Annotated in this window: 22 protein-coding genes; 18 read left to right on the plus strand and 4 right to left on the minus strand. The window is 30.4% G+C overall.

Going from position 1 to position 23,254, the window contains the following annotated elements; translation table 11 throughout:
* Nucleotides 1-132: 132 nt before the first annotated feature.
* Complete coding sequence (locus TCEL_RS00860) at nucleotides 133-2,160, plus strand: methyl-accepting chemotaxis protein (protein WP_018660177.1); 2,028 nt, start codon at nucleotides 133-135, stop codon at nucleotides 2,158-2,160.
* 103 nt (nucleotides 2,161-2,263) lie between these two features.
* Nucleotides 2,264-3,715, plus strand: a complete 1,452-nt coding sequence (locus TCEL_RS00865; protein WP_018660179.1) for a methyl-accepting chemotaxis protein — start codon at nucleotides 2,264-2,266, stop codon at nucleotides 3,713-3,715.
* 52 nt (nucleotides 3,716-3,767) lie between these two features.
* On the opposite strand, the gene TCEL_RS00870 is transcribed toward TCEL_RS00865, so the two are convergent.
* Nucleotides 3,768-4,103 carry a hypothetical protein gene (locus tag TCEL_RS00870; RefSeq protein WP_018660181.1) on the minus strand — a complete coding sequence of 112 codons (336 nt, stop codon included), beginning with the start codon at nucleotides 4,101-4,103 and terminating at the stop codon, nucleotides 3,768-3,770.
* A 29-nt stretch (nucleotides 4,104-4,132) separates the two neighbouring features.
* Nucleotides 4,133-5,257 carry a glycosyltransferase family 4 protein gene (locus tag TCEL_RS00875; RefSeq protein ID WP_018660183.1) on the minus strand — a complete coding sequence of 375 codons (1,125 nt, stop codon included), beginning with the start codon at nucleotides 5,255-5,257 and terminating at the stop codon, nucleotides 4,133-4,135.
* Between the two features lie 143 nt (nucleotides 5,258-5,400).
* Here TCEL_RS00875 and TCEL_RS00880 point away from each other — a divergent pair, with 143 nt between their 5' ends.
* The 4 genes from TCEL_RS00880 to TCEL_RS00895 are packed head-to-tail and all read left to right on the plus strand — an operon-like array spanning nucleotide 5,401 to nucleotide 8,586.
* Nucleotides 5,401-6,393 (plus strand): CotS family spore coat protein, encoded by a 993-nt coding sequence (locus TCEL_RS00880; RefSeq protein WP_018660185.1) that lies wholly within the window; start codon nucleotides 5,401-5,403, stop codon nucleotides 6,391-6,393.
* Nucleotides 6,377-6,658, plus strand: coding sequence for a hypothetical protein (locus tag TCEL_RS00885; protein WP_018660187.1), 282 nt, complete (start codon nucleotides 6,377-6,379; stop codon nucleotides 6,656-6,658). Before TCEL_RS00880 ends, TCEL_RS00885 begins: the two co-directional genes overlap by 17 nt.
* Before the next feature lie 10 nt (nucleotides 6,659-6,668).
* Nucleotides 6,669-7,565: a protein kinase family protein gene (locus TCEL_RS00890; RefSeq protein ID WP_018660189.1), complete on the plus strand. Its 897-nt coding sequence runs from the start codon at nucleotides 6,669-6,671 to the stop codon at nucleotides 7,563-7,565.
* Between the two features lie 4 nt (nucleotides 7,566-7,569).
* Nucleotides 7,570-8,586: a CotS family spore coat protein gene (locus tag TCEL_RS00895; protein ID WP_018660191.1), complete on the plus strand. Its 1,017-nt coding sequence runs from the start codon at nucleotides 7,570-7,572 to the stop codon at nucleotides 8,584-8,586.
* A 27-nt stretch (nucleotides 8,587-8,613) separates the two neighbouring features.
* Here TCEL_RS00895 and TCEL_RS00900 read toward each other — a convergent pair whose 3' ends face one another.
* Nucleotides 8,614-9,726, minus strand: coding sequence for a glycosyltransferase family 4 protein (locus TCEL_RS00900; protein ID WP_018660192.1), 1,113 nt, complete (start codon nucleotides 9,724-9,726; stop codon nucleotides 8,614-8,616).
* A gap of 151 nt (nucleotides 9,727-9,877) precedes the next feature.
* Between TCEL_RS00900 and TCEL_RS00905 the strand changes: the two genes are divergently transcribed.
* The 12 genes from TCEL_RS00905 to spoIIR all read left to right on the plus strand — a co-directional run bounded on the left by TCEL_RS00905 (nucleotide 9,878) and on the right by spoIIR (nucleotide 22,098).
* Complete coding sequence (locus tag TCEL_RS00905) at nucleotides 9,878-10,870, plus strand: CotS family spore coat protein (protein WP_018660195.1); 993 nt, start codon at nucleotides 9,878-9,880, stop codon at nucleotides 10,868-10,870.
* 131 nt (nucleotides 10,871-11,001) lie between these two features.
* The gene (gene yabG, locus TCEL_RS00910) at nucleotides 11,002-11,874 is read left to right on the plus strand and encodes a sporulation peptidase YabG (protein WP_018660197.1); all 873 of its coding nucleotides are present in this window, start codon (nucleotides 11,002-11,004) and stop codon (nucleotides 11,872-11,874) included.
* Between the two features lie 11 nt (nucleotides 11,875-11,885).
* The gene (locus TCEL_RS12675) at nucleotides 11,886-13,199 is read left to right on the plus strand and encodes an N-acetylmuramoyl-L-alanine amidase (protein WP_018660199.1); all 1,314 of its coding nucleotides are present in this window, start codon (nucleotides 11,886-11,888) and stop codon (nucleotides 13,197-13,199) included.
* A gap of 251 nt (nucleotides 13,200-13,450) precedes the next feature.
* Nucleotides 13,451-13,708, plus strand: a complete 258-nt coding sequence (locus TCEL_RS00920) for a Veg family protein (protein WP_018660202.1) — start codon at nucleotides 13,451-13,453, stop codon at nucleotides 13,706-13,708.
* A 337-nt stretch (nucleotides 13,709-14,045) separates the two neighbouring features.
* Nucleotides 14,046-15,608 (plus strand): DUF3794 and LysM peptidoglycan-binding domain-containing protein, encoded by a 1,563-nt coding sequence (locus TCEL_RS00925; RefSeq protein ID WP_018660203.1) that lies wholly within the window; start codon nucleotides 14,046-14,048, stop codon nucleotides 15,606-15,608.
* A gap of 105 nt (nucleotides 15,609-15,713) precedes the next feature.
* Nucleotides 15,714-16,562 (plus strand): 4-(cytidine 5'-diphospho)-2-C-methyl-D-erythritol kinase, encoded by an 849-nt coding sequence (gene ispE / locus TCEL_RS00930; RefSeq protein WP_018660205.1) that lies wholly within the window; start codon nucleotides 15,714-15,716, stop codon nucleotides 16,560-16,562.
* A 3-nt stretch (nucleotides 16,563-16,565) separates the two neighbouring features.
* Nucleotides 16,566-17,300, plus strand: coding sequence for a nucleotidyltransferase family protein (locus tag TCEL_RS00935; protein ID WP_018660207.1), 735 nt, complete (start codon nucleotides 16,566-16,568; stop codon nucleotides 17,298-17,300).
* A gap of 87 nt (nucleotides 17,301-17,387) precedes the next feature.
* On the plus strand, nucleotides 17,388-17,594 hold the full coding sequence (locus TCEL_RS00940) for a CLC_0170 family protein (RefSeq protein WP_018660210.1): 207 nt from the start codon (nucleotides 17,388-17,390) through the stop codon (nucleotides 17,592-17,594).
* A 10-nt stretch (nucleotides 17,595-17,604) separates the two neighbouring features.
* Nucleotides 17,605-19,152, plus strand: a complete 1,548-nt coding sequence (locus TCEL_RS00945; protein ID WP_018660212.1) for a spore germination protein — start codon at nucleotides 17,605-17,607, stop codon at nucleotides 19,150-19,152.
* Complete coding sequence (locus TCEL_RS00950) at nucleotides 19,130-20,233, plus strand: GerAB/ArcD/ProY family transporter (protein ID WP_018660214.1); 1,104 nt, start codon at nucleotides 19,130-19,132, stop codon at nucleotides 20,231-20,233. The genes TCEL_RS00945 and TCEL_RS00950 overlap by 23 nt, the downstream gene beginning before the upstream one ends.
* On the plus strand, nucleotides 20,230-21,384 hold the full coding sequence (locus TCEL_RS00955; protein ID WP_018660215.1) for a Ger(x)C family spore germination protein: 1,155 nt from the start codon (nucleotides 20,230-20,232) through the stop codon (nucleotides 21,382-21,384). Before TCEL_RS00950 ends, TCEL_RS00955 begins: the two co-directional genes overlap by 4 nt.
* Before the next feature lie 84 nt (nucleotides 21,385-21,468).
* A complete protein-coding gene (spoIIR, locus tag TCEL_RS00960) occupies nucleotides 21,469-22,098 on the plus strand; it encodes a stage II sporulation protein R (RefSeq protein ID WP_018660217.1) in 630 nt (209 codons plus the stop codon).
* 12 nt (nucleotides 22,099-22,110) lie between these two features.
* On the opposite strand, the gene TCEL_RS00965 is transcribed toward spoIIR, so the two are convergent.
* Complete coding sequence (locus tag TCEL_RS00965) at nucleotides 22,111-23,238, minus strand: MGDG synthase family glycosyltransferase (RefSeq protein ID WP_018660219.1); 1,128 nt, start codon at nucleotides 23,236-23,238, stop codon at nucleotides 22,111-22,113.
* Nucleotides 23,239-23,254: the final 16 nt, after the last annotated feature.

Consider the following 23,254-nt stretch of genomic DNA (forward strand, 5'->3'; position numbering starts at 1 on the left):
TTATTGTGAATAAAATAACTAAAATTGTATTTTGTCTAAATTTATCTATTGATAAAGTATTTTGTCTAATTTAAAATATAATTAATAAAACTATTAAACTATAATTTTTTCGTAATCTTTGGAGGTAGAGCTATGGAAAAGAAAAATTTGTTTAAATCAATAAGATTTAAACTTGTAGGGCTTCCTTTATTAATTCTATTTTTATCATATACTCTATTTACTGTAGCTGCTGTCTATTTTACAAAACAGTCTGTTTTACATACTATGAGGGAAGATGGGCTTGAGCTTACAAGACAAATGGCAAAGAGAATAGAACAGAGTGGACTAGCCTATAATATGGTTAACGAACAGGTTGAGGATAAAATAAGGATAGCTGGTAAGATGGTTTTGAGTCAACCTAATGTCAATAATGATGTTTTAAAGAGAATTGCAAATACTTTAGGAGTTGATGAAATAAACTATACTGACTCAAAGGGAGTAATTATTTATTCAAACCTAGAGTCAAGTATTGGTGCTGTTTTTGATAGCAATCATATATCCTATCCTGTTTTATCAGGTAAGCAAAATGAACTTATGGAGAATATAAGAAAGAGTAGAGAGAATAATAATTATTACAAGTATGGATATGTAATTAATCCAAAAGGTGGAATGGTTCAAGTAGGAATACTTGCAAATAAAATTCAGTCAATGTATGATCAAACAAGCTATCAGGCAATAGTAGATGAATTAGCTAAGAATCCTAAAATTGTATATGCATTATTCATAGATAGAAATTTAAAGGCAACTGCCCACAGCATTAAAGAAAGAATAGGAATTGAACTTAAGGATGAAGGAAGTAAAACTGCTGCTGTTGATGGCAAGGAATATGCTTCAGAATATTACTATGATGTAAAGAAGGTCAATGTATACGATGTTTTAACACCTGTTTACATTAACGGAAAGCATGTTGGTGCTATAAACATTGGACTTTCAATGGAAGCAGTTTATGATGCAATAAATAGAACTATATTGATTTTAACTATAGTAGGTATAATTTCATTCTTACTAGTAGGCGTTGTATTATATATTTATTCTATGAATTCAATAAAGACAATTAATAAGATAAAAGAATATCTAGGCCTAATGGCTAATGGTGATCTAACTAAGGATGTTGATGAAAAGCTTATTAAAAACGAAGACGAATTTGGAGATATGGCAAAGGCAATTGCAGAATTAAACAATGCCTTTAAGATAATAATTGGAGATATTAAGTTAAGAGCAGAACAAATAGGCAAATCATCAGAAGGGCTTGCTGCAACATCACAGGAGATGGCAGCAGGTTCAGAAGAGGTTGCGGCAACAATTAATGAAGTTGCAAGGGGTACTCATACTCAAACAGAGGAAATTGCTGATGTTGTTAATTTAATGCAGGATCTTGCTCAAAATATGGACAACATATATGAAAAATTAAGAAGTGTTAAGGCATCAACTGATGATACTAAAGATAAAGTTAACATTGGAAAGAATGAATTAAATTTACTATTAAAGTCAATAGAGGACATAAAACAGTCCTTTGGTATGGTAAACAGCAAGGTTCAAAACCTTTCACAATCAGTTACAAGTGTAAGTAGCTTTACAGATGCAATAACAAATATAGCTGAACAAACAAATCTTTTAGCACTAAATGCAGCAATAGAGGCAGCACGTGCTGGTGAAGCTGGCCGTGGATTTGCAGTAGTTGCTGAAGAGGTTAGAAAGCTTGCAGAAGAATCAAAGCGTTCTGCAGATGAGATTAAGAATTTAATTACTTCAATAAATGAAGATACAAAGGAAGTTATAAATACTGTAAACAATGTTGATACTCATGTTAAAGCACAGATTGAAACAGTTGATAAAACTGTTAAGTCCTTTGAGGATATATTAAATTCAGTAGAAGCTATTGCACCTTCAATAGAGGATGTATATAGATCAGTAGATTTAACTGTTGAAGTAAAGGATGCAGTTTTATCTAAGACAGAAAATGTATCAAGCATTATTGAAGAAGCTTCAGCTTCAACAGAGGAGATATCAGCTTCAAGTGAACAGATGTCTGCTTCAGTTCAAGAGGTTGCAGAAGCTGTACAGGGACTTGCACAAATTGCCGAAGAACTTGTTAAATCGGTTGAAAAATTTAGAATATGATGTAAAATTTATGTAAAATAAAGGTCATCCTTCCATGTTGCTATGGAAGGATGACAATTTTTTTGCTATAATTTAAATGCAGATTTTACAAAGGGGGAATATCATGAAGGACCTAATTAAACTTATTATGATCTTTTTATTTGGGGGACTTATTTCAGCTGCTTTTTATTTTTTAAATTTAAATTTTTTAGTAACTATCCTAGTGCTTAGTATTTCCCTCCCTATTATCACCTATTTATCATGTAGACGAACTATTACAGTAGAAAAAGTAGTAAAAGACAGTGATGATGATTTTGTAGATATATCAAAAAAGCTTGCCCAAAGTAGCAGGGACATATATGTATCTACAAATAAGCTTTATGATATTTCAAAAGATATTTATAGTTTATCAGATGAAATTACAGTATTAACAGAAAAGGATAATAAAAATATAAGGTCTATTATAAATGAAATAGAAAATGTAATATCTAAGGTTTCAAATATAATAAAATCTGCAAAGGATGCTAAAAGCTTATCTAATTATTGTTTAGAAGATATAAAGAGAAATGAGTCTTCAATCAAAAACTCTAGAAGCACATTTGATGATCTAATTTATGTATATAAAAACTTTTCAAAAAGCAAAGATGAACTAATAGCGTCATCACAGAAGATTTATGAAATAGCAAATTATATAAATGAAATTGCAAATAGAACACACCTATTATCGCTTAATGCAAGTATTGAGGCTGCAAGAGCAGGTGAATCAGGAAGAGGATTTTTAGTTGTTGCAGGTGAGATAAAAAAATTAGCAGCACAGTCAAAGGAGTTTAGTGAAAACATTAAAAAGGTACTAGATGGAATTACAGAAAGCATAAATAAACTAGATGAAGTTTCAAATTTAAGCTCTATGAAGATGGAACAGACAAAGAAGGAGCTAGAGGAACTTTATAGTTCAATCTATAGATTTATCAACTCTACTGTAGAGTTAGATAATAATATAAACAATGTAATCTATCAGGCAGAAGCAATAGAAAATTCAACGAATTTAGCACTTGAAACAGCACAGGCTGTATATTCATCCCATGAAAATACTACATCTTTAGTTGAAAAATCCGCAGAATTTATACAAAATCAATGGAGTGTAGTTGAAAAGTTTAAGAGAATTTCCGATGAGATTTCAACTGTTTCAGATGAATTTTTAAAGAAGAGTATTGACGATAGTGTAGAACAAAAACTTTATGAAATAGGTAAGAGGATAATGGAATACAATGGAGATAAGACTGAACATGCTTTAAAGAAGTTATGTAGTGATTTAGGAGTAAGTGACGTTTATTATGCAAATTCTTTAGGTATATTTGAGTATGGCACAACCAAGGAAGCAATGGGACTTAATATATTTGAACTTGACAAAAGATATAGGGATTTTGTAAGAAGTGGAGAGGATGTTAGAATTTATCCTTTAACAAGAAGACTTGATACAGGAGAACTTTTTAAGTTCATGGCAGTTAAAAGAAGAGATAAAGAGGGAGTAATATCAGTTGGTATTTCAATTGATAAGCTTCTTAATTTAAAATAGTAAGGTGTTTTATAATATAAATGTAAAAAGTAGGAGTGCAAAGCATGCACTCCTATTTTTCTTCACTCTCTACTGCCTCTTTTATATTTTTAACATCAAATACACCACTTTCAACAGACTTTATAGCAGCACAAAGCCTCTTATCAAGTAAACACTGAAGATCCTCTGCAGAACGTCTTATGTCAAATACCAATTCTAAAAGTTCCTTAATCTGATGTTGTTCTGTTATATTTATATGTGAAACTGCATTAGCAGCAGATGCAAATCCATCAGCAGCAACTCCAAGTCTTGATATTGCATCAATTATAGGAAGTATTTCTGTATTAAAAAGTTCACCAACAGATTTATATTTAGTTGAAAACCCAATTTTTTCAACTGTCTCGCCCATATTATCACCCCTTTTATTTTATGGGGGCGTTATAAATTATTTTTTGCTTCTTTATATATATTTAAGGTTTCTTTTGCTGTTTTATTCCAGCTAAATTTAAGTGAGTGCTCATAGCCATGAATGGCGAGACTGTTTCTTTTATTTTCATCATGGATTAGTTCTTCTATAGAGTTTTTAAGCTGTTCTGCATCAAATGGATTAATTAAAAGTGCTGCATCTCCTACTATCTCTGGGATAGATGAAACATTTGATGTAATAACAGGTGTACAACAGCTCATAGCTTCAAGTGGTGGAAGGCCAAAACCTTCATAAAGTGATGGGTATAAAAATAAGGTTGCACCGCTATAAAAATACGGTAGATCCTCATAAGGAACATATCCAGTAAAAATTACATTTTCACTTATGTTTAAGCTGTTGGCAAGACTTATTAAAAAACTATGTTCATCTTTAGACGAACCTACTATAACTACTTTATATTTATCCTTAATATCTTTAATTAATCTTGAGTAGGCAAGAAGTATAGATTTTACGTTTTTTCTAGGACTAAATCCTCCTATATACAATAGATAGTCAAAATTTATATTGTATTTTTTATTAAGATAATCTTTACATACATTTTCTTCTATAGGCTTAAAGTAGTCATCGGCGGCAAGATATGTTACCTTAATTTTATTTTCATCCACATCAAAAATTCTCATTATATCCTTTTTAGAGTAGTTTGATACAGTAATTATAATATCTGAGTTTTGTACAATTTGTGGCATTTGAGAAATAAATTTTTTAAGATATCCTCTTCCCACAGTTTCAGGCATAACATAAGGGATTAGATCGTGTATTGTAGATATATAAATGCAGCTTTTTTTAGAAGGTAGGCCTATTCCATTTTGGGGAACATGATATATATCAATATTTTTAAGCTTTATATTTTCAGGAATAAAATATTCTTCAAAAAAATGATGGTGCTTTTTGGATGCAATGCTTATTGAAATGTTTTTATTAAAATTAAATTGTTTATAGTTACTTCCATACCAATAAAGTAGGTATTTGTTTTCTGAATCATGTTTATTTATATATTTTAATAGCTCTATTGTATAGGTTCCAATTCCTGTACCAGCATATAGATTTGCACCTCTAGCATCTATGGCTATATTCATCACATCACTCCGTAAAATAGCTGTATATATTATAAATATTACATTTATTAGTCAAATGTGCATATTTTTTTAAAACAATTTTGTATCACAAAAAGATGTTAAAAACATATTATAAAATAGAACTCTTAAATAGGAGATGAAGTATGTTTTTAGAAAAGGTTGAAAAAGCATATGGATTTAATGTTGAATCATATGAAAAAATAAAAAACATATATAAACTTATTACAGATAGAGGTATATACTGTCTTAAGGTTTCAAAATATGATTTAAAACAATATAATTTCATAATAAGTGCAATGAATTATTTAATCGATAAAGGATATGAGCATATACTTCCTATTTATAAAACAATAGAGGGAGAGAATTATTTAGCTATAGATGATGGATATGCTTACCTTACAGACTTTATAGATGCAAAAGAGGTTGATTTTAAGGATTTAACAGAACTTAAAATGTGTATTGAAGCTATTGCAAAGTTACACTTGGCATCAAGGGGATTTAAATATGAAATAAGAATAAGGGACTATTATGGTAGATGGATTGAAAAGTTTAAAAAGAGAAGTAGTGAACTTTTATATTTTAGAGCAATATGTGAGTCAAAAGATGAGAAGAGTGAATTTGATTCTATATTTCTTAAATATTTCGATTTACACTACAGACAGTCCTTAAAGTGTTTAAAGGATTTTGAAACATCAAACTACTTTAAAATAATGGAGTCCCACAAAAGATTACATGAAATATGTCATCACGATACAGCAAATCACAATTTCTTAATTACACATGAAAACATTGTTTTAATAGATTATGATTATGTAATCATGGATACACATCTACATGATTTAGCAAGTCTTTTAATCAGAAACTTAAGATACGGTAACTGGGACATAAAGTTGTTTAATTTTATACTTAATGAATATTCTAGGTACATCCCCATAACGCTTGAGGAAATATATTTAATATTTTGCTTTATGGAATTTCCACAGGATTATTGGCAGGTTGGACTACAATATTATGTCGAGAAGCAGCCTTGGACAGAAGAAAATTTTTTAAAAAGATTAAATAGAGTTGTGCTTGATGCTGAGGGTAGATTTAAATTTTTATCTGAGTTGGAGGGGTTATATGGAAAATATAGATAAATATTTAGAAAAGATAGAAAAAATGAGAGAGGAATTAAATCAAATTACATTAGAAATATTAAAAAGGTCAGATGATGAAAATGTAAGCATTACTGATTTAGAAGATAAAATTAAAGGCTTAAAGGAAGAAATAAAAAGGCTCAAAAAATTAAAGAAACAGCAGGAGAAGATGGAAGAGTTATTAGAGAAAAAAGAGGATATCATAAGGGAAATCCAAAGAACCAAGGAAAAGCACACAAAGAGAAGGCATAAAAGGAAACATTAGGAGTGATTTTATGGAATTAAAGGGTGATAAAATAAAAAAGGTTGAAAAGGTTGAGGATGGGTATGTAGTTTATATGCTAGATAAAATATATCATTTAAAGAAGGTAAATATCAAAGAGTCTGAATTGCTTTTTATTAATGAGGTTATTGAATATGTAAATAACAAGGGATTTGATAATATAATAAAATTCCAAAGATTATCTAACGGAAAACCCTATATGAAATATGAAGGGGATGTGTATGTAGTTATTGATAACTATAATTTAATTGATTTAAAGAAGGATATAAATGCCTTATGCTATGCTAGTTTATTATCAAAATTTCATGCAACAGCTAAAGGTTTTGTAGCAAAGTTTGAAATTAAACCTAGTGTTGTATGGGGGAAGCGATTAGAAAAATATAAGAATTTATATAGAGTTTTGGAAAAGTTCATAGATGAGGTAAGTAGTAAAAGTAAGCATAATGAATTTGAACAACAAGTAATTCCTTATTTGGATGAATTAAAATCAAGAAGCAAAAAATCGATGAAGGTACTAAGAAGTTTTAGTTATATAGATCTGCTTGAGACTAGCATGAAAAACAAAGAAATTGTGCTTTATGATATAGGGAAAAATTCACTAGCAGAAAAAGATAGTAGACATTTTATATATAATGTCTTTGACATTTCATATGGATTGATTGAGGAAGATTTAGCAGTGCTAATAAAAAAATGCAATAAAAATTTAAAAGAGAATATTATAGATATATACAAAGAGAACTCACCAAGAGAATTAAATATAGATGTTCTAGAGGCATATATTCTATTTCCAGAAAATACACTAAAGGTTATAAGGGATTACGTTAAACAAAGGGATTTAAGTTTAATTGATAAATTTAAAAAGGCCTCTATTAAGGATGGAGTGAGGTGAATATATGGAGTATAAATTTAGAGATAAGGTTTATTTATCAACTTATATGTTAGATGCTGAATTGTTTGATAAGTATAATTTTTTAGTTGAAGATGCTGTTCCAATAAGATCAGTTTTTATTTTAAAGACAAATGAAGGGCTAAAGATATTAAAGAAAGTGGATTATAAAATTGAAGAGATTGAGTATATATATGAGGTATTAAATCATATAAGAAGGAGCTACCCCTATATTATAAATTTTAAACAGAGTGTTGAAGGTAAACCTTATGTGGAGTATGAAGGCGGAGTTTATGTTGTGTTTGATTTAATAGAAGGACGTGAATGTATATATGAAAATCCTGTGGATTTACTTGGTGCCTCAAGATCACTTGCAAAGCTTCATAATGCTTCAAATGGAATAAAAGTTAAAGATATTAGAAACAATCTTTACAAAATGGATAGTAACATTATCAAAAAGATAAAGGAACTTAATATGTGTAGGGATTTTGCAGACCTCCACGTTAATAAGACTGATTTTGATAGGCTCTTTTTAGAGTATGCAGATTACTATATAGAACAAGCAAATCTTTCACTAAAAGAGCTTCAGGAATCAGACTATAGAAAGCTTTGTAGAGATAAATATGTTTTGTGCCATCATGATTTAGCACACCACAATATAATTGTGGACAATGAGGATAACTACTATTTTGTAGACTTTGATTACTGCATGATAGACTTACCATATCATGATTTGTGCAATTTTATTACAAAGGCAATAAAACATAATATGTGGAATGTTGATATGGCAGATACAATACTTCAAGGATATTCAATGATAAGAAAACTAGAACCAAATGAGTTAAAGGTTTTATATGCATATCTTTTATTTCCACAGGATTTTTACGATATAACAATAAGCTATTATATGAAAACAAGAGGTTGGGATGAAGATGAATTTTTTGAAAAGCTTAAGAGAAAGGCAGAATATAAAGAGGATAGAGAAAAGTTCCTAAAGGATTTTAAAGAGCTTATACAAATTTAAAAGTGCTGCTATAGGGCAGCACTTATTTTATGAATTCAAAATTTCAATTGTTTCTACAGCTGTTTTCTTCCATGAATACATGCTACTTCTTTTTAGGGACTTTAGAACCATTTTAAAATACAAGGTCTCATCATTTAATAGAAGGAGCATTTTTTCTTTTATATCATCCACATCATATGGATTAATATATAATGTATCTTCACCTAAAATTTCTGGTATAGATGTTTTATTTGAAGCTATAGTTGGTGTTCCACAGGCCATTGCTTCAAGAGGTGGAAGACCAAATCCCTCATAAAATGAAGGATAAACAAATATCTTTGCAGCGTTATAAAATATTGGTAGTTCCTCAACAGGAACATATCCTGTAAATATTACATCATCCTTTAGATTAAGCTTATATGATAGGTCCCTGTAATCATAGTAGGATCTGCCCTTTTTACCTAGTATAACAAGTTTAATAGGCTTTTTATATTTTTCCTTTAAAAGTGCAAAGGCCTGTATAAGTCCCTTTATGTTTTTTCTAGGGCTAAATCCACCAACATATAATATAAATTCTTCATCTATACCATAATTTCTTTTAACAAAGTTTTTGCATACTTCTTTATCCATCGGAACATAGAATTCTTCTGCTGCAAGGTAGGTTACATATATTTTATCTTCAGGAAAACCCAGCGTTTCTGAAATGTCCTTCTTTGAAAAGTTTGAAACGGTAATTATTCCATCAATCCTTTTTATTATTTGAGGAACTTCCTTAAGATAAATATCAAGATATTGTGGCCCTACAGTTTCAGGCATTTTATATGGAATGACATCATGAAGTGTTATAAAAAACTTGCACATCTTTTCAGAGGGTAGTCCTATACCGTTTTGTGGAACAAGATACACATCTATACCAGTGTTGCTTATTACATTAGGAATATATACATCTTCCCAGAAAGTATCTTTACTTCTATCATCAATAATATTTACTTTTATATTACTTGGAATATCCAAATCAGAGTTGTTTTCGTTTGGTAAAAAGAAGGTATAATTATTTATTTTGTCTAGCCTACAGATGTTATATATAAGCTGATATGTGTATGTGCCAATTCCAGTTCCACGATACCATCTTGCAGCACGTGCATCAATTCCTATTTTCATCTTTACACCTTTATAAATAATTTCTACTATATCATAATATGTATTAATTTATAAAATGTGAAAAAGGTATATAAGTAGTTTAATAAATTTATCTTTCTTTTGGAATAGTTGTATAAATTGTAACATAAAAATGAATAAAGGGGGTGGAAGTATGGTTAGAGAAACTGAAATATCAAATCAGTTTGGTTTTAGAATATATGATTGTATTCCTAAAAAGGGAGTGTACCTATTAAAAACTGATAAAGGAGATAAGTGTTTAAAGAAAATATCCTATGGAATACAAAAATTAAATTACATCTACAAAGCTAAAAACCATATAATTGAAAATGGTTTTGATAAGGTTGATAGATATAATCTTTCCCTTAATAATACACCTTATGCTTTAGTTAACGAAGACATCTATATTGTAACAGACTGGATTGATGGGAGAGAATGTGATTTTAAAGTATTAGATGATGTAAAGATTGCTGCAAGGACATTGGCAAAATTCCATATTGCAGCAAGGGGATTTGATTTAGAGGAAAATTTAAAGGTTAGATGCGACATAGGGAAATTACCTTATACTTTGGAAAAGAGGCTTAGAACATTAAAGAAAATGAAGGATATGGCACATAAAAATAAAAAGAAGACTGAGTTTGATATGCTCTATTTATCTAATGTTGATAGTTTTTATGAACTTGCAAAGCAGGCATATGAAGCATTAAACTTAGAGGTTTATAAAGCCCTTTGTGAAAAATCATTAAGTGAAAAGGTTTTGTGCCATCATGATTATACTTATCATAATATATTAATAAAGAGTCCAGAAGAGGTGTATATTGTTGACTTTGATTATTTAAAATCTGAAGTACAAGTTTATGATTTATCTACTCTTATTGTTAAGACTTTAAAGAGAGTAGATTGGAATTTAGATTACGCAAAAGATATTTTAAAGGAATATACAAGTATTAAGGAACTTACAAGTGAAGAAAAGCATGTTCTAAAGGTTTTATTAAGATTTCCTCAGAGATTTTGGAGGCTTGCAAATAGGTATTATTATAAAGAGGCAACTTGGACAGAGACAACTTTCCTAAAGAAGATGAAGGAAATAGTTGATGAAAAGGAAAAATATTTAGAGTTCTTAAGCAAGTTAGATGAGATATTGTAAGTATGTATAGAAAAACAAAAATGACATGAAGAAGGTTTAGATGTATTTTAAATACTTCTAACCTTATTCATGTCATTTATTTTTAACCTATTATTTAGTTATTTCATATTATATACAAAGGAGGTGAAGTTATGGAGGAATTCAAAGTGGGGGACATTGTGGTAAGAAAATCCTATGGCGGAGATGTGTATTTTAAAATTATGGAAATAGTAAAAAAGCAGGATGGAAGCAATCTCTATATTTTAAAGGGCACAAACTATAGACTAATTGCTGATGCTCAAGAAGAAGATTTAGAAAAACCTCCTATGTCAAAGATAACAAAGGATGAGGATGAAAGTTTAAAGAGGGTAAATACCCTTATAAAAAAAGCTGTACTTCAGAGGAGAAATCAAGGGACCTTTCAGCGAATAAACACCCCGAGTACTAATTCTAATATAACCTTTGGACGACCGGGGAAGGTCCTTCATATAGATGGAGATATGGAATATTTAAATATATGCCTTAAGGGTTATAAACAGCTAGGAATTGAGGCGTATGGAAGGTTTGTACCAGAGGTCAGACAACCTGATGTTGTGTTGGAACTTTTAAGTGAGATAAGGCCAGATATATTAGTTTTGACGGGGCATGATGCAATGCTAAAGGGAAGTCAGGATTATAAAAGTTTAGATAGCTACAGAAACTCAAGATATTTTGTAGAGGCTGTAAGAAGAGCAAGGGAATATGAGCCGTCTTATGATGATTTAGTTATATTTGCAGGTGCTTGTCAATCCTTCTATGAGGCATTAATTGAGGCTGGAGCAAACTTTGCAAGTTCTCCTAACAGAGTTTTTATTCATGCTATGGATCCAGTTTTTATATGTGAGAAGATAGCATTTTCAAGTATTTCCAAATTTTTAAATCCAAAGGAAATAGTTGATAGTACAATTACAGGAATAAAGGGTATAGGTGGGCTTGAAACTAGAGGTAAATACAGAGAAGGGCTACCTAAATCACCTTATGCATAGGTGGGGTGTTTATGAAAATAATGGGTGTACCATTAAGAAACTTGGTTTTAAATAGCATTCTTGTTTTAGATTTAGATATTTTTAATTTGCCCTTTGAGGTTTTAAAGGCTCTCATTACTCTAAAGAGAAGTGAACTTATAGTTCATGTAAAAAACTCAGGTTTTTATAAAAAAGAATATTCAGGTAGTATAAACACTGATAAGTTTGATGAATTAGATAGTGATAAAAAGAGCATATTAAATAGGGCTTATGATGAAACAGAAGGGATTGTTGTTATAAACAATTCCGAACCAGTAGCACTCTTTTTTACTAAATGTTGTTGTGGTGGAACTGCAAATTCAGAGGCTATATTGGGATATAAAATTAATTATTTAAGGAAGGTTCTATGTAAAAGATGTAGTCAAAGGTGTGAGGAGATAAAAGTAGACTGTAGCAAAATAGCTGAAACTTTAGGATGTAAAATTAACTACAAAGAACAAATTAGGGAAATGATTAAAGATGTATCAAGGGATGATACTGGAAGGATTAGAAAATTAAATTTACTTGGAAAGGAGATTACGGGAGATAAATTAGTTGAAATTTTAAATTTAAAGAGTAATAGGGTTTATTTTAAAGAAGACAGTATAGTATTTAAAGTATTAGGAGAAGGCCTAGGGCTTGGTATATGCATAGAAGGTGCATGTAGTATGGCCGGCGAAAATAAAGACTTTAAAGATATAATAGAATACTATTATACAGGAGTAGAATTTATTAAATTAGATGAGTATAAAATAATAAATACTCTTGAGGGAAGGAAAATAGTGATAGATGCAGGTCACGGTGGAAGAGATTTAGGACATGTAAATGGAGATTTTGTAGAGAAGGATTTGAATTTAAACATTGCACTTAAATTATGTGAGCTATTAAAACTTAAGGGTGCAGAGTGTATCTTAACAAGGGAAAAGGATGAGGATGTTACACTTTCGGATAGAGTAAAACTTATAAACAAAAGAAGGCCTGATATATTCATTAGCATACATCAAAATGGTTTTCCTCAAGAAAGCGTCAATGGAATTGAGGTCTACTGTTTTAAGGATGATAAGGATGCATTAAATTTAGCAAATAAAATATTAAAAAGAATTTCAGAGGATGTAAAAATTAAAAATAGAGGTTGTAGGGATGGAGATTATTTTATATTGAGGGAAAGTAAGAGTACAGGTATTGTGGTTGAATGCTTATATATTACAGGTAATGTGGATAGTAAATTAATAAATGACGACAATTTAGATAAAATAGCAGAGGCTATGTTTAAAGGAATTTGTGAATATTTTGAGGTTAGTATTTAGTTGTGGTAATGCCAAGATGTTTATAAAATGTCTTGGCATTACCACAACTTTTTGTCAAACTTAATAATAGCATATTTACATGAGTATTTAAGAGATTTAAAGAAGATAGAGGATGTTAATAAAAAATTTAAAAATAGTAAACATAAAATAATCGTTGACTTTAGGTAAAAATGCTGTTAAAATAAATTATTTTATTTGACAAAATAAAGTTGTTGGAGTAAAATTGTATTTGTGGAAAGAGGGTGTTTGTTATGAAGGGAAGAGAACTTTTAGAAGCCATCAAAAAAAATATCGATGAGCATGTAGGCGAAAAGGTTCTTTTAAAGGCAAACAACGGTAGAAAAAAGGTTTTAGTTAAAGAAGGAATATTAGAGCAAACATACCCAAATATATTCGTAGTTAGAGTTGAAGCAAGTGACAATACAACAAGAGTAATATCATACAGCTATTCCGACATATTAACTAAAAATGTTCAAATAGTTTTTGAAAACAACGAAGTGGCAATTTGACGTAAATATAAAAATTTAGGCTGCATTCTGCAGCCTAAATTTTTTTGACAAAAAACACAAAAACCACCGGGGTGGGTGGTTTTTGTGTGGGGTTATGGGTTTGGCAGCTTATTTTTAAAATAGGGGGATAAAAGATTAAGGTTTCTTTAGGGTATTGAGAATTTATGAGAGGTTATATGGTCATCAACAATTATTTATTTTAAACAAAATAAGAAAAATGTCAATATATATCGAAAAAAGAAGTAATATTAAAAAAATTCTTTAAATAATGTTTTAGTCATAAAAAAACTACAGGCATTATATACTATATTAGGTAATTTAGGGTGGGAGGGATATAATGTCATTAGAATTAATTAGAGATATGCTTAGCTACGAAAGAATAATTTCAGAAGGTTCAAGTCAAACAATGGTAAGTGGTGATATTGTAATTGACGAGATGAACCCAGAGATAGATAAGATACTAAGCGTTGATGGAGAAGTTACTTCAGTTGAAACTACTGTACTTGAGGATAAAGTTTTAGTAGATGGAAGAATGTCCTTTAAGATACTTTATGCATCAAGGGGTGAGAGAGCAGAAGTAAAGATTCAAAAGGCAGATACTAATTTTAAACATTATGTACAGGCACCAATGGCAGCTCCTAATATGGTTTGCAAAGTTGTTCCTTCAATTGAAACTCTTGAATATGAAATTGTATCGGATAAGAAATTAAAGGTTAATGCAGTTGTAGTTTTAAAGGCTGTTGTTTTTGAAAAATGTCAAGTAGAAACAATAGTAGATATTAAGGGGCAGGATCTTCAATCTCTTAAGGATACAATGAAGGTTTGCGAATTTGTATCTGATGATACATCAAAGGTTATAGTAAAGGGAAACCTAGAACTTCCTCAAGAAAAGGGAGAATTTGCAAACATACTTAAACTTTCAGCACATGTTCATAAGAAGGATATTTTAATTCAAGATGGCAAGCTTGTTGTAAATGCATGTGTTCTTTCAAGAGTTTTATTTGAAACTACAAATAATGTATTAATGTCTCAAGATGTTGATATTGCCTTTACTAATGAAGTGATGATAGAAAAATTAAAACCAAATATGAAGTGTGATGTATCCTTTAGAATAACAGATGTAGATTATAAAGTATTAGAAAATGAAGCAGGAGCAAAGCAGAATTTAGAAATTCAAATATCATTAGATGTAAATGTTAAGACATATAATGAAAGAACTATTGAAAGAACTGTTGATGCCTTTACATCAACTTCAAGATTTGAATTTATTAGAGATAATATAAACTCAATAGGATATTATGGTGAAGGCGTTGACAGTCAAACAATAAAAGAGAGAATTACAATAGATGATGAGCTTGATGGTATAAGAGATATTGTATATGTAGATGCAAAACCAATATTAACAGAGGTAAAGATTGTAGAGGACAAGGTAGTTTGTGATGGTGTTCTTGATGTTTGTGCAGTTTATAGAGCAGAAAAGGAAGAAGAGGAGCTTGTAAGCTACAGAGAAGAGATACCATTTAAAGCAGCTGTTTCAATAGATGGTGCAAAGATAGATATGATTGAGGATGCTGTTGTTAATTTAGAATATCTATCCTTTGACAAGGCATCCCAAAGAGAAATAGATATTAAGGCAATAGTTGAGGTAGTTGCAAAGCTATATAGTAAGATGGGATTTGATATTGTTAAGAATATAGAAGAGATAGATATAGAAGATAGTCTAAAGAACATGCCAAGCTTAGTTTTATATGTAGTTCAGCCAAAGGATACATTGTGGAAGATTGCTAAGAAATATTGTACTTCAGTTGATGATATAGTAAAGCTTAATGATATAGAAAATCCTGATTTGATTATGCCAGGAATGAAGCTATTAATTCCAAAGAAGGGATTTATGAAATAGTGTTTTATAGCCTTGTCACCTTAAACTAGATGACAAGGCTTTTATTATATATTTGCAGGAATTTTTAACCTTATGTATAATTGTATATACGAAGGGAGGATTTTTATGATTATAGAATGTCCTGCAAAGATTAACCTTTCACTTGATGTGGTTGGTAAAAGAGAAGATGGGTATCATCTGCTTCAGATGATAATGCAGACTATAGCTTTATATGATAGGGTAAAAATAACTAAAAATAATGAGATGGTTATAACGTGTAATAAAATAGATGTACCATGTGATAGAAGTAATATAGCCTATAGAGCAGTAGAGGTAATGAAGGAAAAATTTAATATAGAGGATAACTTCAAAATAGAAATAGAAAAAAACATTCCTGTTGCAGCAGGACTAGCAGGTGGAAGCACAAATGCTGCAGCAGTAATTAAAGGATTAAATGATATGTATTCTTTAAATCTTTCAATTGATCAAATGAAGGAAATAGGTTTAAAACTGGGTGCAGATGTTCCCTTCTTTTTTGAAGGGGGAACATGTCTTGCAGAGGGAATAGGTGAAAAGCTAACAAAGTTAAATGATGTATCATGTCACCTTGTGGTTGCAAAGCCTCCAATAAATGTTTCAACAAAATATGTATATCAAAATCTAAAATTAGATGAAATAGCAGTTCATCCAGATACCAAAAGAATAATACAGTATATTAACTCAAACGATATAAGGTCGCTGGCTGAATCAATGGTAAATGTTTTAGAAACAGTAACTGTAAGAGAATATCCAGTTATTTTTGAGATTAAAAATATAATGATGGAATTTGGAGCATTAGGAAGCCTTATGAGTGGAAGTGGACCATCGGTATTTGGTATTTTTGAGGATAAGGCTGATGCTCTAAAATGCCACAATAGATTGAGAGATTATATAAAGGAAGTTTTTGTTGTAAGTACTATAAATAGAGGGGTGTAAAATATGGTAAATGCTTTAATTCTTGCTGGTGATAGGGGAGAGGATGGGGTTTCTAAGGCTCTCTTGAGGATAGGTCAAAAATATATGATAGAATATATAATAGATGCACTTAATGGGTGTGCTAATGTTAAGGATATATATATAGTTTGTGATGAAAATGTTGAAAACAAGATATCAAGTAAGGTTAAAGGGTGTATAAGGCCAAGAGAGGGTATAATAGAAAATATACAATCCGCATCTGAATATATAAAGGATAAAAATACTCCACTTATTATTTGTACTGCAGATATTCCACTTGTAAGTTCAGAGGCAGTGGATGATTTTATAATTGAATGTGAAAGCAAAAACATAGATGTGGGTTATCCTATAATTGATAAAAGGTTAAACGATGTAAAATACCCAGATGTAAAAAGAACCTATGTAAAGATGAAGGAAGGAACATACACAGGCGGAAATATTATATATATAAAGATGGAAGTAATAGATAAGTTTACAGATAAGGCTAAACAGTTAGTTCAATATAGAAAAAAACCTCTTAAAATGAGCAGAATTTTAGGACTTACATTTTTATTAAGATTAGCTTTAGGGAAATTAACAATTCCTGCTGTTGAAAGTAAAATTGGTAGGATGTTTGATGTAAATGGCAAAGCAATACTCACAAAATACCCAGAAATAGGAAATGACGTCGATAAACAAGAGGATATAGATTTTGTAAAGAAGTATTTAAATATTGTATAGTTAGATCCACTTTGGTTTTACCAAAGTGGATCTTTTTTTGAATAAATATCTTTTAGTGTAGTAAAACTAATTTAAAGAGGTGGTGCTATGTTTATATTGAAGTTTTTTAAGAACTATTTTGACTTTAATGTAATGCTATTATTTTTAATAACAGTATTATTTTTATACATCGATTCAAAGGAATACAAACAAAATGGAAAACAAAAGGAGTATAAGTTCTGCAGGTTCTTTATGTATCTATATACGATAATTGCAATAATAGGGTACATACTTTATTTAAAACTAGAAATATAGGGGTGATTAAATGAAGAGGGAGATTTTATATGAATATATACCAAATAAAAAAACTCCTATAAGCAATATGATAGATGATAATATTGTTTCGGTGAAAAATTTACTTAAGGACTGTGATGATGTAGTATATAGGCAGTTTAAAATAGGTGGGGATAAAGGAAGAGATGTTTTTCTTTTTTATGTTGATGGAATGGCTGAAAAGGATCTATTAAATAATTTTGTTTTAAAACCCCTTATGCTTATGGCAAGGATGGTGGATCCTACCTTTGAGGAAATAAAGGACGAAATATATGAGGCTTCAAAGGTTGCAGCTATGTCTGTTACAGATTTTAAAGAGAGCGATAATATAGAGGATTCAGTATTAGCTGTTTTATCTGGAGATACTGCAATTTTTGTAGATGGAGAAAATAAAGCTCTAGTTATAGCTACAAAGTTTTTCCCAGTAAGAGGAGTACAGGAGCCAACGGCTGAAACAGTAATTAGAGGTTCTAGAGATGGATTTACAGAAACAATAAGAATGAATACAGCACTAGTTAGAAGAAGGATAAGGGATCCAAGATTTAAGATAAAGCAGAAACAGATAGGAGTTCGCTCCAAAACTGACATAGCAATAATGTACATAGATGATATAGTTGATAAGCAGATAGTTGATGAGGTAATTAAAAAGTTAGATTCAATAAACATAGATGCTATTTTAGATAGTGGATATATACAGCAGTACCTAGAGGATAGGCCCTTAAGTTTATTTCCACAGGTTCAAACAACAGAGAGACCTGATGTTGTTGCGGCGGCTGTATATGAGGGAAGAGTTGGAATACTAGTTGATAATTCACCTTTTGCATTAATTGTTCCTGTTACATTGACAGCTTTTTTCCAATCTCCAGAGGATTACTATTCAAGAAGTATTGTTGTTAGCTTTGTAAGGGTACTAAGGGTTTTATGTGGAGCTATTGCAATACTTGCACCATCTTTATATATAGCAATAACCTCCTTCAGTCCTGGTATTATCCCCACAAAGCTTGCACTCTCAATTGCAGCAACAAGAGAAGGTGTACCTTTCCCTGCCTTTATTGAAGCAATAATTATGGAGCTTACACTTGAGCTTTTAAGAGAGGCAGGAGTAAGACTACCAAGACCTATAGGTTCCACCATAGGTATAGTTGGAGGTCTTGTAATAGGTCAGGCAGCGGTGTCTGCAGGTATTGTAAGTCCTATTATGGTAATTGTTGTTGCAATTACTGCAATTGCTTCATTTTCAATTCCAAACTATGAAGTGTCTGCAGCTTTTAGATTGGTAAGGTTTATTTTAATGGTTTTAGCTTCTATATATGGATTATATGGAATAGTTTTAGGTTCAATTATGGTACTAATACATCTATGCAATTTAAAGAGTTTTGGAGTACCATTTTTAGCTCCTATTGCACCATTTGAATTTAGTGACATAAAGGACTCTCTAATTGTAAGAATGCCTTGGAAGTATATGATTAAAAGGCCTAAACATATAAAACCTAAGGATGAGATAAGGCAGGTAGGTGATGAAAATGCAGAAGGGCAATGATAAGATTTCAACTTATCAAGTAGGAGTTTTAATATATTTAACAATTTTAGGAGTAGGAATACTAACCCTTCCAGCTTCCATGGCAAAAGAGGTTGAAAATGATGGTTGGATACTTTCAATAATTGCAGGTTTAATATGTATTGGTATTGTGTACATAATGTGCAAGGTTGGTGAAAAGTTTCCTCAAAATGGTTTTGTAGGTACATTAAAGCTTTTATTTGGAAATATATTAGGCACAATTCTTGCAATACCAACATTTTTATACTTCCTCCTATTTGCAGCACTTGAGGTTAGAATATTTGGAGAAACAGCAAAGATATTTCTTTTAAATAGAACTCCACTCGAACAGATAATGCTTCCGCTTATAGTATTATCTGTTATATTGGCAAGGCTTGGGATTGAACCCATTGTTAGATTTTTTGAGACAGTAACTCCTGTTATTGTATTTGTTCTTTTTATATTATTTTTAATAGGATTGAATGGTGCTGATTTTTCCAATTTAAAACCTTTTTTGTCCCACGATATATTAAGCTTTGCAAAGGGAATCAAATCTGCTCTATTTGCATATGCAGGATTTGAAGCACTGCTTATAATATTTCCATTTATAAAGGAACCTAACAAAGCCTTTAAGGCTTCCTTAGGAGCTATGGTATTTTTAATCATTGCCTATGTTATTACAATAATTGAATGTTATTCAGTATTTGGAGCACAGCTTACAACAAAGCTTATGTATCCTACCATGAGTATGATAAAGGCATCAGATATACCGGGGGCTTTTATTGAAAGGGTTGAAGGTATATTAGAGGCCCTTTGGGTTTTATTTGTATATACAACAATTGTTTCTCTTTTATATTCATTAAGTGTAGTTGCTAAAGATGTAATTGGGCATTCTGAGGCAAAACACATTTTAGTTATATTTTTACCATTTATATATTTAGCTTCACTAATTGGTGAAAGCATAATAGATATGATGAAGTATGGAGACTTACTTACAACAACTATAGGCTTATATACAATATTTATACTTCCTATACTAATGTATATATTATCAAGGTTTAAAAAGGCAGGTGGCAGCAGATGAAGAGGATGCCATTGGTTTTAGTGTTGATATTTAGTTTTATTTTTCAAGGATGTTGGGATAAGGTTGAAATAGATGAGAGGGCATTTGTTGGAGGAATATTTATAGATGCATTAGAAGCAGAAAAATCTAAGGGTGGAGGAACAATTGAACCATTTTATGAAGAAAAAATGGATAGCACTCTAAAGGTTATATTCACACTTGCAAATCCAGGTGAGGTTTTAAAGGGTGGTGAAAAGGGGTTTGTAACCGTTGAAGCAGAGGCAGAATCCATTCCTGATGCAATAAGAAAAATAGGTATTAGGCTTAATAGAACTCCCTTTTTTGCCCATATGAAGGTTGTTGTATTAACTGAAAAGGTGTTAAAAGATGAGAATTTATTTAAAGAAATATTAGACTTTTTAGAGAGGGACCCAGATATAAATGCTCAAGTTAATATAATGATGTTGAAAGGAGATATTGAAAAACTTACAAATATAAAACCTAAGCTTGATATTTATCTTGTTACATATATACAGGGAGTATTTAATAATGCAAGTAAATTATCATATGTGGTACCAATTAAATTGTTTAAATTCATATCACAGTTAAACTCAAGTAATAAGGCTATACTTCCAATTATTACTGTAAATGAAGATGAAGTAGAAGTAAAGGGACTTGCGCTTGTAAAGGATAATAAATTATACAAAGAGGTTGATGAAAAATATTTAAGAGCATTTCAATTTATAAATGGCAATTTTAAAGGTGGTAGGAAGTTTATAAATTTTAAAGGAGTAGATTTATCTTATTTTATTCAAGACAGCTTTAGAAACATATATGTTAAGGAGGAAGAGGGAAAACTGAAATTTACAATAAAGGCAGAAATTGAGGGTTTATTGGAAAACAATGTATTTAGCAAAGAAGAATTAGATAAAAAACAAATAGACGAAATTGAAGCAATAATATCAAAATCCTTTGAACTAGAGTTAAAGGAGGCTATAAAGTATTTTCAGAATGTTGTTGAGTTAGATTATTTAGGTTTAGAAGATTATACTAGAAAAAATTATTATAGGATATTTAAAAAATATGAAGATAACTGGGACGAAGCCTTTAGGGAGGCAGATTTTGAAGTTGAAGCAAAGGCCTTTATAAGAAGAATAGGTTCTAGTAGATAATTTAAAAAAATCCCTTCTTTTGTTGTTTAAAAAATATAAAATTGGAAATATTAATAGTAGGTTCTTAAAGAGGGGGTTTTTAGAATGAAAAAATACTTAAGTATCTTAATCTTGTTGGCTTTGCTTGTATCCTTTATGTATGCAAATAAAAAAACAAATACTTTAACTTATAAAGATAAGTTAATTAGATTTCATGTAATAGCAAATAGCGATTCTAAAGGGGATCAAAATGTAAAACTTAAGGTTAGAGATGCTGTTTTAAAGGAGTTAGGTCCTAAATTACAGAGTGCAAAGAATAAAGATGAAGCTATTAAAATAATTACTGACAATATAGATAAAATCGAAGAAATATCAAACAAAGTTTTGAAGGAAAATAAATACAAATATACTGCAAAGGCAAGTTTAGGAACATACACATTCCCTATAAAAAGCTATGGAGACATAACTTTATCTGAAGGAGAATATACAGCACTTAGGATTGTTCTTGGAGAAGGTGGAGGTAAAAACTGGTGGTGTGTAATGTTTCCTCCTCTATGCTTTATAGATATAACAAGAGGACTTACTACAGAAGAAACAGAAAAGGAACTTTATAAAGTTTTAGATGGTGATGAAGTAGTTGAAGTGATGAATGTATCAGAAACTAAAGAGGATAAGCATGAAAATGTAGTATTTAGATTTAAAATAGTAGAAATAATACAACAATTATTAAAATAAAGTCAGCCTAATTTATTTTAAGGCTGACTCTTTATTTGCAAGATCTATTATAAGGTTACAAATGTCCCTTGTGGCATTTGGTTTTGCCTTTTCTCTACAGCATTCCTTCATATGCTTTAATCTAACTTTACTATTCATAATCTGCATCAATATGCTAATGACACTATCTTCTGAATATATTCTTGCTGCAATACCGTTATTTAAAAGATAGTCTGCATTTTTTTCTTCTTGACCTGGTATAACAGAGTTTATAACAATTGGTAGTTCCTTTATCAAGGCTTCTGTAATTGTAAGTCCACCAGGTTTTGAGATTAAAAGATCAGATGCAGACATTAAAAGATTTATGTTATCTGTGTAGTCAAAAATTACGGTCTTTTTATAGCTTCTTGATGAAATCTCTAAAAGTTGATTTTTAAGTTTTACATTTTGTCCTGCACAGGCAATTATTTGTATATCTAGTTTTGAAAATGCTAGCTTTTCAAATATGTCTTTAATATTTCCAATACCAAGTCCTCCACCCATAAGAAGAATTGTGAATTTATCATCTAATTCTAATGTTGATTTAGCTTCCTTTTTATCTATGGTTATTAAAAATTCTTCAGAGACAGGTATTCCTAAAGGATATATAGTGTCCCTTGAAATGCCCTTTTCTATCAAATCTTGTATAAAGTCTTCATTTGGTATTACATAAGCATCTATATGGCTGTAAAACCAAAAGGAATGTGGAGCATAATCAGTAAGTATTGCAATACAGGGCACTTCAACTTTATTTTTCTTTTTAAGTTTTGAAACCATTTCAATAGGGAAGGGATGAGTACAAACTATTACATCAGGATTTAGTTCTTCAATTAGTCCTTTAATTTTTATTGATAGAAGTTCATTAACTAAACTAGATAGGTTTGATAGAGCATCTTCAGTTTCAGCAAACTTATATAATTTACCATAAAGAGAAGGTGTTCTTTTTAAGCTTTTTAAATAACCACCTACAATTATTTTATCAATTATTGGGTTTATATACTTTAGAGTATCTACAGTTTCAAAATGTATGTTTTCATAGTGACTTAGAAAATATTTTTCTAAGGCTTCTGCTGCTTTAATGTGGCCACTACCTGCAGATACTGTAAGACATAAAATCTTCATAACAACACCTCACTTA

The sequence above is a fragment of the Thermobrachium celere DSM 8682 genome (assembly GCF_000430995.1).
GTDB lineage: Bacteria > Bacillota > Clostridia > Clostridiales > Caloramatoraceae > Thermobrachium > Thermobrachium celere.

Excerpts from the sequence above, each read along its gene's own strand:
- TCEL_RS00875 (WP_018660183.1), bottom strand. The coding sequence starts at position 5,257 with ATGAATATAGCCATAGATGCTAGAGGTGCAAATCTATATGCTGGTACA.
- TCEL_RS00860 (WP_018660177.1), top strand. The coding sequence starts at position 133 with ATGGAAAAGAAAAATTTGTTTAAATCAATAAGATTTAAACTTGTAGGG.
- TCEL_RS00925 (WP_018660203.1), top strand. The coding sequence starts at position 14,046 with ATGTCATTAGAATTAATTAGAGATATGCTTAGCTACGAAAGAATAATT.
- TCEL_RS00955 (WP_018660215.1), top strand. The coding sequence starts at position 20,230 with ATGAAGAGGATGCCATTGGTTTTAGTGTTGATATTTAGTTTTATTTTT.
- TCEL_RS00870 (WP_018660181.1), bottom strand. The coding sequence starts at position 4,103 with ATGGGCGAGACAGTTGAAAAAATTGGGTTTTCAACTAAATATAAATCT.
- TCEL_RS00885 (WP_018660187.1), top strand. The coding sequence starts at position 6,377 with ATGGAAAATATAGATAAATATTTAGAAAAGATAGAAAAAATGAGAGAG.
- TCEL_RS00950 (WP_018660214.1), top strand. The coding sequence starts at position 19,130 with ATGAAAATGCAGAAGGGCAATGATAAGATTTCAACTTATCAAGTAGGA.
- TCEL_RS00920 (WP_018660202.1), top strand. The coding sequence starts at position 13,451 with ATGAAGGGAAGAGAACTTTTAGAAGCCATCAAAAAAAATATCGATGAG.
- yabG (WP_018660197.1), top strand. The coding sequence starts at position 11,002 with ATGGAGGAATTCAAAGTGGGGGACATTGTGGTAAGAAAATCCTATGGC.
- TCEL_RS00865 (WP_018660179.1), top strand. The coding sequence starts at position 2,264 with ATGAAGGACCTAATTAAACTTATTATGATCTTTTTATTTGGGGGACTT.
- ispE (WP_018660205.1), top strand. The coding sequence starts at position 15,714 with ATGATTATAGAATGTCCTGCAAAGATTAACCTTTCACTTGATGTGGTT.
- TCEL_RS00900 (WP_018660192.1), bottom strand. The coding sequence starts at position 9,726 with ATGAAAATAGGAATTGATGCACGTGCTGCAAGATGGTATCGTGGAACT.
- TCEL_RS00940 (WP_018660210.1), top strand. The coding sequence starts at position 17,388 with ATGTTTATATTGAAGTTTTTTAAGAACTATTTTGACTTTAATGTAATG.
- TCEL_RS00895 (WP_018660191.1), top strand. The coding sequence starts at position 7,570 with ATGGAGTATAAATTTAGAGATAAGGTTTATTTATCAACTTATATGTTA.
- TCEL_RS00905 (WP_018660195.1), top strand. The coding sequence starts at position 9,878 with ATGGTTAGAGAAACTGAAATATCAAATCAGTTTGGTTTTAGAATATAT.
- TCEL_RS00935 (WP_018660207.1), top strand. The coding sequence starts at position 16,566 with ATGGTAAATGCTTTAATTCTTGCTGGTGATAGGGGAGAGGATGGGGTT.
- spoIIR (WP_018660217.1), top strand. The coding sequence starts at position 21,469 with ATGAAAAAATACTTAAGTATCTTAATCTTGTTGGCTTTGCTTGTATCC.
- TCEL_RS00890 (WP_018660189.1), top strand. The coding sequence starts at position 6,669 with ATGGAATTAAAGGGTGATAAAATAAAAAAGGTTGAAAAGGTTGAGGAT.
- TCEL_RS00965 (WP_018660219.1), bottom strand. The coding sequence starts at position 23,238 with ATGAAGATTTTATGTCTTACAGTATCTGCAGGTAGTGGCCACATTAAA.
- TCEL_RS00880 (WP_018660185.1), top strand. The coding sequence starts at position 5,401 with ATGTTTTTAGAAAAGGTTGAAAAAGCATATGGATTTAATGTTGAATCA.
- TCEL_RS12675 (WP_018660199.1), top strand. The coding sequence starts at position 11,886 with ATGAAAATAATGGGTGTACCATTAAGAAACTTGGTTTTAAATAGCATT.
- TCEL_RS00945 (WP_018660212.1), top strand. The coding sequence starts at position 17,605 with ATGAAGAGGGAGATTTTATATGAATATATACCAAATAAAAAAACTCCT.